The 13,326-nt window shown below is 54.3% G+C and carries 15 protein-coding genes; 4 read left to right on the plus strand and 11 right to left on the minus strand.

The window, feature by feature from the left end; translation table 11 throughout:
• The first annotated feature begins 16 nt into the window (after nucleotides 1-16).
• The 4 genes from NLX71_RS20260 to NLX71_RS20275 are packed head-to-tail and all read left to right on the plus strand — an operon-like array spanning nucleotide 17 to nucleotide 2,083.
• Complete coding sequence (locus NLX71_RS20260) at nucleotides 17-379, plus strand: spore coat protein (protein ID WP_254365580.1); 363 nt, start codon at nucleotides 17-19, stop codon at nucleotides 377-379.
• Nucleotides 380-399: 20 nt separating this feature from the next.
• Nucleotides 400-1,536 (plus strand): zinc-dependent alcohol dehydrogenase, encoded by a 1,137-nt coding sequence (locus NLX71_RS20265; RefSeq protein ID WP_254365581.1) that lies wholly within the window; start codon nucleotides 400-402, stop codon nucleotides 1,534-1,536.
• A 34-nt stretch (nucleotides 1,537-1,570) separates the two neighbouring features.
• Entirely contained in the window at nucleotides 1,571-1,771 is a 201-nt protein-coding gene (locus NLX71_RS20270; protein WP_010495475.1) for a type III PLP-dependent enzyme domain-containing protein, read from the plus strand.
• 15 nt (nucleotides 1,772-1,786) lie between these two features.
• Nucleotides 1,787-2,083, plus strand: coding sequence for a spore coat protein (locus NLX71_RS20275; protein WP_254365582.1), 297 nt, complete (start codon nucleotides 1,787-1,789; stop codon nucleotides 2,081-2,083).
• A 129-nt stretch (nucleotides 2,084-2,212) separates the two neighbouring features.
• Here the strand turns inward: NLX71_RS20275 and NLX71_RS20280 are convergent, their stop codons facing one another.
• From NLX71_RS20280 to NLX71_RS20330, 11 genes are all read right to left on the minus strand, one after another.
• The gene (locus NLX71_RS20280) at nucleotides 2,213-3,211 is read right to left on the minus strand and encodes a 2-hydroxyacid dehydrogenase (RefSeq protein WP_254365583.1); all 999 of its coding nucleotides are present in this window, start codon (nucleotides 3,209-3,211) and stop codon (nucleotides 2,213-2,215) included.
• A gap of 21 nt (nucleotides 3,212-3,232) precedes the next feature.
• On the minus strand, nucleotides 3,233-4,087 hold the full coding sequence (larE, locus tag NLX71_RS20285) for an ATP-dependent sacrificial sulfur transferase LarE (RefSeq protein WP_254365584.1): 855 nt from the start codon (nucleotides 4,085-4,087) through the stop codon (nucleotides 3,233-3,235).
• A gap of 229 nt (nucleotides 4,088-4,316) precedes the next feature.
• Nucleotides 4,317-4,556: a hypothetical protein gene (locus NLX71_RS20290; RefSeq protein WP_254365585.1), complete on the minus strand. Its 240-nt coding sequence runs from the start codon at nucleotides 4,554-4,556 to the stop codon at nucleotides 4,317-4,319.
• 18 nt (nucleotides 4,557-4,574) lie between these two features.
• Nucleotides 4,575-5,678 (minus strand): GerAB/ArcD/ProY family transporter, encoded by a 1,104-nt coding sequence (locus tag NLX71_RS20295; RefSeq protein ID WP_254365586.1) that lies wholly within the window; start codon nucleotides 5,676-5,678, stop codon nucleotides 4,575-4,577.
• A 42-nt stretch (nucleotides 5,679-5,720) separates the two neighbouring features.
• Nucleotides 5,721-6,923: a Ger(x)C family spore germination protein gene (locus NLX71_RS20300; protein ID WP_254365587.1), complete on the minus strand. Its 1,203-nt coding sequence runs from the start codon at nucleotides 6,921-6,923 to the stop codon at nucleotides 5,721-5,723.
• Nucleotide 6,924: 1 nt separating this feature from the next.
• Nucleotides 6,925-8,337: a spore germination protein gene (locus tag NLX71_RS20305; protein WP_254365588.1), complete on the minus strand. Its 1,413-nt coding sequence runs from the start codon at nucleotides 8,335-8,337 to the stop codon at nucleotides 6,925-6,927.
• A 173-nt stretch (nucleotides 8,338-8,510) separates the two neighbouring features.
• Nucleotides 8,511-8,993: a glutathione peroxidase gene (locus NLX71_RS20310; RefSeq protein WP_254365589.1), complete on the minus strand. Its 483-nt coding sequence runs from the start codon at nucleotides 8,991-8,993 to the stop codon at nucleotides 8,511-8,513.
• A gap of 128 nt (nucleotides 8,994-9,121) precedes the next feature.
• Nucleotides 9,122-9,898: a DUF4179 domain-containing protein gene (locus NLX71_RS20315; protein WP_254365590.1), complete on the minus strand. Its 777-nt coding sequence runs from the start codon at nucleotides 9,896-9,898 to the stop codon at nucleotides 9,122-9,124.
• The gene (locus NLX71_RS20320; protein WP_254365591.1) at nucleotides 9,876-10,466 is read right to left on the minus strand and encodes a sigma-70 family RNA polymerase sigma factor; all 591 of its coding nucleotides are present in this window, start codon (nucleotides 10,464-10,466) and stop codon (nucleotides 9,876-9,878) included. The genes NLX71_RS20315 and NLX71_RS20320 overlap by 23 nt, the downstream gene beginning before the upstream one ends.
• 302 nt (nucleotides 10,467-10,768) lie before the next feature.
• Nucleotides 10,769-12,220: a dipeptidase PepV gene (gene pepV, locus NLX71_RS20325; RefSeq protein WP_254365592.1), complete on the minus strand. Its 1,452-nt coding sequence runs from the start codon at nucleotides 12,218-12,220 to the stop codon at nucleotides 10,769-10,771.
• Between the two features lie 43 nt (nucleotides 12,221-12,263).
• Nucleotides 12,264-13,283 carry an ABC transporter ATP-binding protein gene (locus tag NLX71_RS20330; RefSeq protein WP_254365593.1) on the minus strand — a complete coding sequence of 340 codons (1,020 nt, stop codon included), beginning with the start codon at nucleotides 13,281-13,283 and terminating at the stop codon, nucleotides 12,264-12,266.
• Nucleotides 13,284-13,326 lie beyond the last annotated feature (43 nt).

Below are 13,326 nucleotides of genomic sequence, written 5' to 3' on the forward strand. Positions count from 1 at the left end.
GGCGGTGAACGATACGATGAATAAAGACGACTTGGACCCGATCAATGCCGAAGGCATGCCGAACTTGGCCGACTCCGCGCTTGCGCTCGATTTCTTAATGTCGGCGAAGACCGGCGTTCGCAACTGCGCGATCGCCTTGTCCGAAACGGCAACAGCCGAGGTAAGAACGCTGCTGCGCCGTCTTTTATCCGAAGCTCTGGATTTGCATGAAGAAATTTCGCAGCTGATGATCCGCAAAAAATGGCTGTACCCCAATCGGGTTAACGAACAGTTCAAGCTGGATCTGACATCAGCGAAGACGACGATGCAGATCGCGGAAATGCAGCTTTTCCCGAAAGATACTTCCCGCTTAGGCTTGTTCGCGACCCCGGAAAAATAATCTTTGGAGGAGCCCACACCATGAAAGCCGTTACGTATCAAGGCATCAAGAACGTGCAGGTCAAGCAGGTACAAGACCCGAAGCTCGAAAAAGCGGACGACATTATCGTCAAGCTGACCACCACGGCGGTCTGCGGATCGGACCTGCACCTCATCCATGGCATGATTCCCAATCTCCCCACGGATTATATCATCGGCCATGAGCCGATGGGCATTGTGGAAGAGGTCGGTCCCGAAGTGACGAAGGTAAAAAAAGGCGACCGGGTCGTCATCCCGTTTAATGTAAGTTGCGGCGAATGCTACTATTGTAAAAATCAACTGGAAAGCCAATGCGACAATTCGAATCCGAATGGGGACATGGGCGGCTTTTTTGGCTACTCCGAAACGACCGGCGGTTACCCCGGAGGGCAAGCCGAATATATGCGGGTTCCTTATGCCAACTTCGTCCCCTTCCGTCTTCCGGAAAACTGCGAAGTAGAAGACGAGAAGCTGTGTCTGATCGCCGATGCCATGCCAACGGCCTTTTGGAGCGTCGACAATGCCGGAGTGAAGAGCGGGGATACGGTCATCGTGCTGGGGTGCGGCCCGGTCGGGCTCCTGGCGCAAAAATTCGCTTGGCTCAAAGGAGCGAAACGCGTCATCGCCGTCGATTACGTGGATTACCGGCTGGAGCATGCGAAACGGCACAATCAAGCGGAAACCGTCAATTTCGAGCAGGAGGAACATATCGGCAGCCATTTGAAAGAAATAACCCACGGCGGAGCCGATGTCGTCATCGACTGCGTAGGGATGGACGGAAAGATGACCCCGCTGGAGTTTCTAGCGTCTGGCCTCAAGCTTCAAGGCGGTTCGCTGGGAGCCGTCGTCATCGCCTCCCAAGCCGTTCGCAAAGGCGGAATGATCCAAATTACCGGCGTTTACGGAGCCCGCTACAACGCTTTCCCGCTGGGGGACATTTTCCAACGGAACGTAAACATTCGTTCGGGTCAAGCGCCGGTCATCCATTATATGCCGCATATGTACAATTTAATTGCGGAAGGTAAGGTCGATCCCGGGGACCTAATTACTCACGTGCTGCCGCTGGATCAAGCGAAGGACGGCTACGAGGTATTCGACACGAAGACGGACGGCTGCATCAAAGTCGTTCTGAAGCCCTGAATCATTCCGAACTGAACGTGGAGGGGAACCCATCATGAAAAAAACGTACGGCCTGCACGAAACGTTGGATCTGCACGAAATCGCGGCCTTCAAGACGATTTGCATGACCAAATCGGCGACGATGCGGGGTCTTGTTTCGGACGAAGACTTGAGGCAGCTTTTGGAGCAGGACGTCCAGCTGTCGACCCGGCAGCTGCAAGAGCTGGACGCATTGCTGGCCAATGTCAACGTATAGAAAAGGAGCGGACGCATGAACACGCTGATCAAAAATTTAACCGGCATGGGCACGATGACTGATCAGGTTATTGCTATGGATTTCTTAATCGCCGCCAAAACCGGCATTCAAAATTACGCCATCGCGCTGACGGAAACCGCCAGTCCGGACATCAAAACGGTCCTGCGCAGGCAGCTGGACGAGGCGATCTCGACCCACGAGCAGATCACGAACTACATGATGCGCAAAGAGTATTACCGTCCGTATCATATTCCGGAACAAATCGAGCTGGATCGGAAAAATATTCAAACGGCGTTAAATCTGCCGACTTAATCTCCTTACCGCTAACAAAAAGAGGATTCCCATGGGACTTCACGGGTATCCTCTTTCACCTTCTTTGTAGCAATCTTGGCAGATCAGCGCGCCAAGGCCGAAGACGCTTCGCGTTTCATACGACAGCGGTTACTTGTTTTCGAGCAGCTCCCGCAGCTCCGGCACGACATTCGGCGGATGCCCGCCGGTCAGCGCGGCGACGAGATTGCGCGCGGCGAGCATCGCCATATCGAGCCTGGTCTTGGCTGTGGCCGAGCCGATATGCGGCAGTGTGACCACGTTCGGCATATGCAGCAGCGGATTGTCCGGGCTCGGCGGCTCCGGATCGAACACATCTAGTCCCGCGCCCCGGATGAGTCCGGTTTGCAGAGCTTGAATCAGCGCCGGCTCGTCCACCGTCTGCCCGCGGGAAGCATTGATGAAGAACGCCGTCGGCTTCATCATTTCGAAGTGCTCCAGACGGATCATGCGCTCCGTTTCCGGCGTCAGCGGCGTCATCATCACGACGAAGTCCGACTCCCGCAGCAGCTCGTCCAAGCTGCAATAGCGGGCGCCAAACCGCTCTTCCGCCTCCGGCTTCCGGCTGCGGTTATGATAAAGCAGGCTCATGTCGAAGCCGTCCACCGCTCGCTTGGCAATCGCTTCGCCGATCCGGCCCATCCCGATGATGCCGAGCGTCTGATGGTGCACGTCCATGCCGAAGAAATATTCGTCGGTCAGCCCTTTGCCCCGCTGCCAGCGTCCCTGCTTCACGAACGCATCCAGCTCCGGGATACGCCGTGCCGCGGACAGCATAAGCGACAGCACCAGGTCCGCTACCGTCTCGTCCAGCACGTGCGGCGTATTCGTTCCGATAACCCGGCGGGCTTTCATCGCTTCCAGATCGAAGTGATTGTACCCGACCGAAATGCTGCTGACCGCCCGCAGTTTAGGGGCATGGTCCAGCAGCTCCCGGTTGACCGGACCTCCGGTCGTTAGCAGCCCCTCCACATCGTGAAGCTCTGCGAGAAGCCCTTGTCGGGATGCGGCGCCTTGTCCGTCCCACATCCGGCACTCGCAATGCTGCTCCAGATAAGCAAACGCCGGTTCCGGGATCGCTTTGGAAATATAAATTTTCGGTTTGCTCATCGAATCGGCTCCTCTCCAAACCTACGCCTGCGCTGCCGCTTGAACCGACTGCTCCTGCGGCGCAAGCACTTCGTTCAAGCTGCCCGAACGGTACCCTTTCAAGTCCATCGTCACGTAGGCATAGCCGATCTCCTTCAGCTTTGCATGAACCGTCTCGGCGACGGCCAGCACGTCGGCCAGCTCCGATGCGGGCACCTCGATCCGGGCCAGCAAATCATGCTGACGCACGCGCACCTGGCGGAAACCGAGCTGAATCAGGAAATCTTCCGCCCGGTCGATCATGGACAGCTTTTCCGCCGTGATCGCTTCCCCGTACGGAATACGCGAAGACAAACAGGCGAACGACGGCTTATCCCACGTGGCCAGCCCGAATTTGCGGGACAGATGGCGTATTTCCGATTTCTTGATACCTGCTTCCAGAAGCGGCGCGCGAACGCCCCGTTCATGGGCGGCCTGTAGCCCCGGGCGGTGCTCCCCGAGGTCGTCGGCGATGGCGCCGAACACGACATGCTCGAAGCCGCGCGCATGGGCGATCGGAATCAAATGATCGAACAGCGAGTTTTTGCAAAAATAACACCGGTTCGTCGGATTTTCCGCATACCCGGGAATATCCAGCTCGCTCGTGTGAATGACCTCATGCGGTGCGCCTAAGCTCGCGGCAAGCGCGATCGCCTCCAGCTTTTCCCGTTCGGGATACGTCTCCGAATCGGCCGTAAGGGCAAGCACCCGGTCCTTGCCCATAAATTCAAGCGCCGCCTTGAGCAGAAAAGCGCTGTCCACCCCGCCGGAGAACGCGACGACGACTTTGTTCATCGACTGCAAAATTTCCCCCAGCTTGGCGTACTTGTGATCTATCACTTGCTCTATCGTTGCCATAGGTCCAGCCTCCCTTTTGCGCAAGCCACGGCGTCCGTAGATCTGGTTGCACACGTTTGCAATCTACGGCTATGTACCGCTTGATACCAGTCTATTATAGACCTTTTTTCCTTTCGGAAAAAGGGCTCAAAACCGAAATCAATTCTTCACGAACTAAGCTGGGGCTAAAAAAATGAATGCAATCGCCATCGAATGTCCAATTAACTGTCAAGCACTGATCTTAAGAAGCCTAGAACTTCCCATAGATCATCTCCAGCAGATGTTTAATAGGAAGATGGATCTTAATGATCCACTCCAGCGGATTCGGAACTGGAAGATGGCGCGCCTGGGCTATGCCGAGGGTGAGGCCGATTAGTAAAAATAAGAAATAAACGGTCATTTCCTTCCATTCCTTGCGTTTCCATATACCGGGAAAATCAATCGCCATGACCGCGGCAGCCGCCGCTATGACCGTCAGTCCAAAAAGCATCGGAGGCAGCCGCCTTTCCTAGGAATGATTGGGCTTCATCCACTTTGTTCGAAGCCAGCCGGCGAGCAGCAGGAAGACGGGAATGCCAATCCCGAAAGGAATGGAATAGGGCAGCCAATATTTCATGCTCCACTCGTCCATAAACGTTCTGTTCGGGTTGATGACCCGCCCCAGCAGGACCATTGCGAAGCCAATCGGCAGCACAATCACCCTGTGGTCCCTGATACGACATAGCTTCGCAAAACCTTGGGTCGTTGCTGTCAAGAAGAGATAAGCTTTGAAATACAAGGTCGTGAGCCAGATGACGGTCACAACGATTTCAAAGCGCTCAAAGATGTTGACGATGCTGATTTTCTTGGCTAGCCTATAGGTCGGATAAGCATTCCTTAAGACCGTATCCGCGCCGAGAACGAGGATAGCTATCGTAGAGATCAGAATGATGCAGCCTCCTCCTATGACCGTTCCTGCATACAAGGACCGTACGGCAGCTTTCGGCTCCTGCACAAGCGGGAAGAACAACAGCAGCACGAATGCATCAAGATAAAAAGCCACCAGTACCCGGCTCGCCTTGACGACGGGAAAAAAACCGCGGGCCAGCACTGGCTGGACATGATCCAAGTCGATATTCGGACTAAGAGCAACTATCATAAGTAGAAACAACACGACGATGCCGGGAAAGACGATTTCCGATGTACGGGCGGTCGCCTCTACTCCCAAACGCACAGCGATTACCAGAATGAACATGAACAGCGCGAGGATCACGTACACCGGAGTCCGGGGAAATACCTGACTGCTCATAAAATCTCCGACCTCCATCAGCAGCAAGCATACATCGATAAAGCAAAAGGCTGCGAAATAAAGAAGCAGCGCCTTGCCAACCCAGCGACCAGGCACACTTTCCATATAATCCAGAAATGGAACCCCGGGGTACCGGACAGCCAGCCTGGCGTACAGGAAGGCAACGGCTAGCATCTGGATGACGGATAAGATCGAGGCTATCCAGACATCGCGCTCGGCATCCACGGTAAAATGAGCCGGCAGATATAAAATAGCGTCGCCTATCGTATACAAAGCGACAAGAATGGTAAACTGTCGGGGGGATATTTGTTCCTTCCTATGCATCGTCTCATCTCCATGTGACAACATGACTGTCGGCGTTCCTACTTATTCCAAATTATCCAGGTAGCTCTTGTTCGTTTGGCCGCTGCTTCGGAGCTTGACCTTGACGCTGACCTCTACCGGCATACGGGGGAATAATTCATCCCACTGCTTCTGAATGGCTTTCCACTTTTTCGGAGCGGAGCGGTGGATTGCCTCACCGAATCCAAATACATCGGCGTTCAGATCTTTTTGGCTCTTCATTAGAGCGCTGGTCAAGTATTGCTTGATTTTCTGCCCGGTCGCTTCCTCCAGTGACGCCAAGACATCAGACTTTGAGACGTCTTTTGGGCACGCCAGTTCCTCGATATTTCCTTCTGCTTTCAGGTCGATAGAACCGCGGGGCTTGCCGGCATCGAGCTGCCCTTGGATACTAGCTTTGGCGTGCAGTATATTCACGGCCATCTCCCGCCTATTCCCGCAAGGCACATGGACCGCCGTATTCTTAATCTCATTGACCGCGAAGGCAAAGCCGATGCTTTCCTTCTCATTCAGCCAGCCCCTCAGCTTGTCCTTCTTGAAAACCGCCATACCATTCAGTTCGATTTGCGCGGGAGCCAGACTGTTCTGGATATTCACGAGGCCTCGACCGACTTCACCGTCTCCGGCCAACCGGAGGCCGGGCAGCACTGCCGAAGTCGTCTTGCTCTGCATTTTCGAAATAAATTCGTCAATGGAGATCTCCTGAAAAGCTCCCCAGTTCTTAGCCGCAGAGCGAATAGAGGAATAGATGCTGTTGCCGGGGATTTTCTCGATCTGTGTCAGGGTACTTAACAGATTTACAATATCGCTGTCACGCGAGACCAAGATATTGAAGTCTGTCCGGAACCCTGCTGAACGGGAAAAAAGCTCTAGCGCTTCGCCAACCCCCTCCCTCGCCAGCGACTCGCTCAGGACGATGAACCGCAGGTGGGAGATGTAAATTTCCCTCGGCGAGACGGCGGTCATTTTTTTGAGCGCTTCAAAGACCGTCACGCCACTGGACTGGAAGACGGCCATCGGGGCGATGGCGCCTGGGGCGCCTTTTTTGCCTATTTCCCCTGCGTTCTCGATCTGTACGGTGATGACATACCGTCCGTCCGACTTCGCGATCCCGATACCGGAGGCAATCGCCAAATTATTCAGTTCCTTATGGTCCCAGCAACCTGTAAGCGGAAGCAGCAGGGCTGCTAGCAGAGGCAGCATCAGCACGGCTTTGAGGTTCATCATCTCACCTTTTGGGTTGTTGTGTCGTGGATCGCCGCGACCAGAGAGGGAGGCGGATCAGGCTATCCTTGATATCCTCTCGGCGAAGCGGAGCAATCGGCGACATATAAGGTACGCCGAAGGAGCGAAGACCGGACAAGTGAAGCAGCATCGCCATGACGGCCACATACAAGCCATACATGCCCATGAAAGCGGCAGCAGCCATAAAGGCGTACCGCAGCAGCCGGATAGGCACCGCAGCCTCAATGGAAGGAATGACAAAGTTGGAGATCGCAGTGCTTGATACAATAATGACCATGGCCGCCGACACGAATCCGGCTTCGACCGCCGCCTGACCCAATACGATTGCGCCGACGATCGAGATGGCCGATCCGATGGCCCGTGGCATTCGAACGCCGGCCTCATTCAGCAGCTCGAAAGCCGCGATCATGATTAGCGCTTCGAAAAAAGCGGGAAACGGAACCCCTTCGCGCTGAGCCGACAGGCTGATCAGCAAGGGCGGGGGCAGCACTTCGTGATGAAAGGTCGTGATGGCAATATACAAAGCTGGGGCCAGCAAGGAATAGTAATAAGAGACAAAACGCATCGGCCTCGTCAATACATAAGTCCACCGCTGGTAATGATCCTCTGCCGAATGCAGGAACGTATTGAACAGGCACGGAACCATCAGCACAAACGGACTGCCATCCACAAGAATGACGACCTTTCCTTCCAGCAGCCCGGCTACCGTCGTGTCAGGACGCTCCGTATTTGATACGGTGGGAAAAGGAGAATACTTGGAATCCTGTATAAACTCTTCAATATAGGCTCCTTCCAGCACCCCGTCCAGATCAATCCGCCCGAGCCGCCGGTACACTTCTTGAACCACATCGCAGTCCGCCGTATCCTTTAGATAAACAACTGCCGCCTTTGTCTTGGTAACATGGCCCAGCTCCTGCTTGGTGACGATCAAATCTGCACTAGACAACCGTTTCCGGATCAGGGCAAGATTCGTCTGCAACGTTTCAGTGAAGCCTTCCTGGGGACCGCGGATCACCGTCTGGCTGGTCGGCTTCTCAATCCCTCGGTCCTCGATATCCCCCGTATCTGCGGCGAAGCCGGTTTGCCAGCCGTCCAGCAATATGACCGCTTGACCTCTGAGGATTGAACCTGTCAGGGTCTGAATATCTTGGACTAGCAGCAAGGAGGCTACAGGTAGCGGAAGCTGGGGGCAGTTGGATGAATCCGTCCAAGTGACATTCTCATAGTCGGCCATTCGGAACATAAGCGTATGTATAATACGTTCGTTAATCTCGGCGATATTGACAAGTCCTTCGATAAATAGGACGGCTACACGCTTTTTTTCTCCCATATCAGCAGCGAATTGTCGGACGATCAGATCGGCGCTGTGATGAAGAGCGGCTAGTACAGCTTGCACATTTTCCTCTAAGTTCGATGAAAGAGGTTTTTGGGAGTGGTTCACCGCCAGCATACCTCCCTTAGGTTGTTAGTACAAATAGTGCCCCACAGACTCATTCTTTACTCTTCTCCCCCCGCATGAACGACAAAAACAGCCTGTCCCGGTGCGGAACAGACTGCTCGCTCTACGTTTTATTCACTTAACAGCTTTTGTATGTCTTCCTCGATGGCCGCCGGTTCCGTGCGCGCAGCGTACTGCTTGACGACCTCGCCTTGGCGGTTGACCAGAAACTTCACGAAGTTCCATTCGATATCCCCGGTCCGGTAAGGCTCGGGTACGTTGGAGACCAAGTATTGGTAAAGCGGATGCGCGTGCTCTCCCTTGACGTCGATTTTGGCAAACAGCGGGAACGTCACGTTATAACGCGTTTCGCAGAACTGTGCGATCTCGGCCTCCGTCCCGGGCTCCTGTCCGGCAAATTGGTTGCACGGAAAGCCGAGCACGACCAGACCTTGGTCCTTATACGTTTCGTACAGCTTCTGAAGTCCTTCGTAATGCGGCGTTAAGCCGCAGGCGCTCGCCGTGTTGACGATCAGCAGCACGTTGCCCCGGTAGTCCGACAGCGGCTTGTCCGCCCCTTGAATTGTTGTGGCCGAAAAATCGTAAACCGACATATCCCATCGCTCCTTTTTTTTCCACGAATGCCCTGATCTTTATTGTAGCACGAAGCGGTTTGGATTGAAAAATCCATGCCAATTATTAGAGAATAGGGGTAGGGGGAAATTCCCCCTACCCCTATTGCTTAACGTGCCGCTTCGGTCGCCTGCTTGGCCTTGCTTTGATCGATGGCGATATCTCCCTTCCAGCTCCCCTTTGTTTTGCCGATGCGGTCGATATCTACATTGAGCTTAATCGTTTGAGGCAATGAAGCGCCGCTCGTCACGAAGGCGATTACCCCTTCCGGCTTATCCTTGTCCGCAATGCCTGTATTGATTTCTTTGCCCGCCGCATCGGTCAGGCGAAACGGAAGATGGTCTTTCCGTCCTGTACCGATAAAGCTCAGCTGGCTGAAACCTTCCATACCCAGTTCCTGGTAGGTCGGATTTTCCACCTGCTTGCCGTCTTTTTTCCCGTCGGAAATGATCTGCAGCCCGGTCGTGTCGAATTCCCAAGGAACGAGCGCGCCATCCTGCTTCTCGATCCGGTAGTGAACCAGCACCTTGGCATCCTCGACATATACTTCTTTAAAATGAATCGTGATGCCTTGATCCGTGATTTTGCGGTCGATCGGCACCGACAGCCCTTCGGACAGCGCGCGTTTTACCCCGCTGTCGACCACTCCGTTGATGTTCGCCTGATCCTTGACAAAATAAGAGCTGCTGAGCGAATAAGCTCCTGTCGGGATCAGTACGGCCGCCGCAATGCTGAAAGCGATGATTGTTTTTTTCATTTTCTTGTTCTCCTTTTTCTCATGAAATTGTACGAAGGATTGTCTTATCCGCTGATCGACGTCTTCCGGAACTTGCGTCTTGTCAAATTGCTCTGTCAGCGATTGTTTAATTTCGTCCGAGATTGACATGTTCGGAACTAGCCTCCTTATTTGCTTGGGTGTCCAACCATTGGCGCAGCTGCTTCAAGGCCAGATGATTTCTGGATTTGACCGTGCCGAGCGGAATTTGCAGCAGCTCCGCCACCTGCTCCTGCGAAAAATCATAATAAAACCGGTATATAATCACGATGCGCAGCTTAAACGGCAGTTGATTGATCAGGCGCTGCATTTCTCTTTGCGATTCGTTCTCCAGCAGCGGTTCCTCCGGCCGTTCCACATGCGGCTCCACGCTCAAACGGTTTTTTTTCTCAAGCAAACGGAATCTTCTCCAAAGCTGCCGCCTCCAGCTGCTTATTTGCCGAAGGACGATCCCGTTTAACCAGAACAGAAAAGGACGCGTGCGGTCGTAGCTCGGCAAGGCCCGCCATAGCTGATAATAAATCTCGCTCACAATGTCGTTGACATCGGCGGGATGAGCTACCAAAGCCGCCACGGTTGCATACACTTTGTTCTTGGTCATGCCGTAAATCACTTCAAAAGCGTCCGGGTTCCCGTCGATCAGCCGGTCAAGCCAGACGTTCAGTTGTTCGTTATCCATTGGAGGCCTCCCGAAATTGTATACACGATGTATTGGCTCCGTCGCCCCATAAGGTTCACTGAAAATGAAAAAAATAATTTCGCTCTAAATCATTTATTATACCGCAAATAACCGGTATCCGATGTCGGGGGTAAGTTTGGAAATGCTGGGGTTGTCAGAAGGGTTTTTCTCTTTCAGGGGATAAGAAGGTGAAGAGGTTCGTCCAAGAACGCACATTCGCCTGCAAATCCACACACAGCTCCAGGAGCTACGTACGAATCGCAGGCGAAGAATTATTCCTAATATTTGGCAATTCCACAAAATTAATAATCCAAATTAGCCAGCTCGTAAATCGCTCTGGCATAAATGACGGTCGCTTTGAGCAAATCCTCGATCTCGATATATTCGTCCGTCTGATGAGCGACGTTTTCTTTTCCCGGAAACAACGCGCCGAACGCGACGCCGTTATCCAGGAAGCTGGCATACGTGCCTCCGCCCGTCGTAAGCAGCTCGGGCTCCAGCGAAGTTTCTTCATGGTAGACGGCCTGAAGCACTGCAATCATCGGATGATCCTTTGCCACATGATGCGGCTTTTTCAGAATCGGCGGTTCTACGACAAAAAGGTACTTCCCGACCTTGTCGCGAATAGTCTCGACGTGCCGCAGCTCATCCGCCACAAGCGGGAACCTGATATTAAGGTAAGCAAACGAAGGCTCCGGCGAAGCCTCATACTGCATAATCCCGACATTCACCGTCAGAGGCCCCATAATCTCGTCTTCGCAATCGATCCCGATGCGCCGCCCCGCAGGATCGTCGTAAAAATATTCGTCCAGACAGGCGATAAAATGCCGCGCATCGGGCTGAAAATCGTACTCCCTCAGAAAATGAACAAGCTTGAGCCCGGCGTTTACGCCTACTTGCGGCTCCATGCCGTGCGCCGCCTTCCCTTGCAAAGTCAAGACAAGCGTCCCATCCTGAACGGCTGCCGTCCCTTTCAGACGATTTCCACTGCAATACTCGTTAAATTGACCGGCCATGGCCGTGAGAAGCAAAAGCTCTCCGGTGACCGCAGCTACCGCCGATTCGGGAACCATATTCGCCGCACTCCCGGAATGGAAGGAAACCAGTTCCACATTCCCTTGTCTCGTCCCCTCTTGCTTGCCGGTATCGTCGTTCTTCTGCAGAACGATTCTCGTATTGATCTGCCCCTTTTCCGCATGAATGATCGGAAAATCCGCATCCGGCGCAAACCCGGCTACCGGCATCTTCTCGACGCGACGGTAATATTCCATGCAGCTCATCGTATGCTCCTCGTCCGTGCCGAAGATGATCCGTACCCGATGCTTCAGCGGAAGGCCCAGCTCCTTAACGATTTTCATCGCATAAAACGCCGCCATCGTTGGCCCTTTATCGTCGATCGCTCCGCGCGCGTACAATTTTCCGTCGCGCACCTCCGGTTCAAAGGGCGGAGAAGTCCATGGTCCGGGCGCCGGGACCACATCCAGATGACACAGCACGCCGATATAATCGGCGCTCTCGGCCGGACCGTACTCCGCATAGCCCGCATAGCCGTCCAAGCTGCATGTCCGCCACTGTTCGCGCTCGGCAAGTCCCAGCATCAACTCCAACGCCCCGGCAATCTCCCGCCCCATCGGCTTGCCCGCTTCGCTGGTGCTCAAATCTTTGACGCTCGGAATTTTCAGCAGCTCCGCGAGGTCGCCCAGCAGCGCTTCTTTCCTTGCCCACACTTCCTCGGTCCAGTTGATGACTTTCATCTTTACCTATTCCCCCTTCATGGTCTTGCGCCTTGCAAACCATTCATCGCGCGGCACTTCCCGCCACACCTTGCGGCGGCTGAATACGCGGAGCTCTTTCGTCCAACAGCCAGCAAGCGGCCTGATGCGTTTCCGTGATCGCCGTCGTTCTCGGCGGCAGGGCCCGGCACACTTCCATAACATAAGGACACCGGGCGGCAAAAGCGCACCCGGCCGGCATACGGATCAGATCGGGCGGCGTTCCGGGGATGCTCAGCAGCGCTTCGGTATGCTCGTGGATTTTCGGCATGGAGGAGAGCAGGCCCCAAGTATACGGATGCTTCGGGTCAACGAAGATTTCGTCCGCCGTTCCGGTCTCGATAATTTGCCCGGCATACATGACGGCCACCCGGTGAGCGATGTTGGCGACGACTCCCAAATCATGCGTAATCAGAATGATGGACGTCCCTTTTTCCCGTTGCAGCTCCTTCAATAAGTCCAAAATTTGCGCTTGAATCGTCACGTCCAGCGCCGTGGTGGGCTCATCCGCAATCAGCACCTTCGGGTTGCAGGCAAGCGCAATGGCAATCACCACACGCTGCCGCATCCCCCCGGAAAATTGGTGCGGGTATTGCTTCATCCGCACTTGCGGGTTCGGGACGCCGACCTGCCTTAGCAGCTCCAGCGCGATCTCCGCGGCTTCCGTTTTGCCGAGCTTCCGGTGCTGCCTTAAGCCTTCCATGAGTTGACTTCCTACCGTCATCGTCGGATTGAGCGACGTCATCGGGTCTTGGAAGATCATCGAAATTTCGGCCCCGCGAATGTCCCGCATTTGCTTATCCGAGCGCTTCATCAAATCTTCGCCCGCTAACAGAAGCTTCCCGTTCTTGATCTTCCCGTACGGATGCGGCAGCAAACGCATGATGCCTTTGGACGTGACCGACTTCCCCGAGCCCGATTCCCCGACGATGGCCAAAGTCTCCCCTTTTGCCAGGTCGAAGCTGACCCCGCGGACGGCTTGAATTTCCCCCTTGTAGGTTTGGAACGAAATTTCCAGGTCCTTCACTTCCAGAATGTTCTCCATCCTCGTATCGCTCCTTGTTCTCTCGTTCACAAGTCCATGACAT

This window comes from Paenibacillus sp. MZ04-78.2 (assembly GCF_024213375.1).
Lineage (GTDB): Bacteria > Bacillota > Bacilli > Paenibacillales > NBRC-103111 > Paenibacillus_G.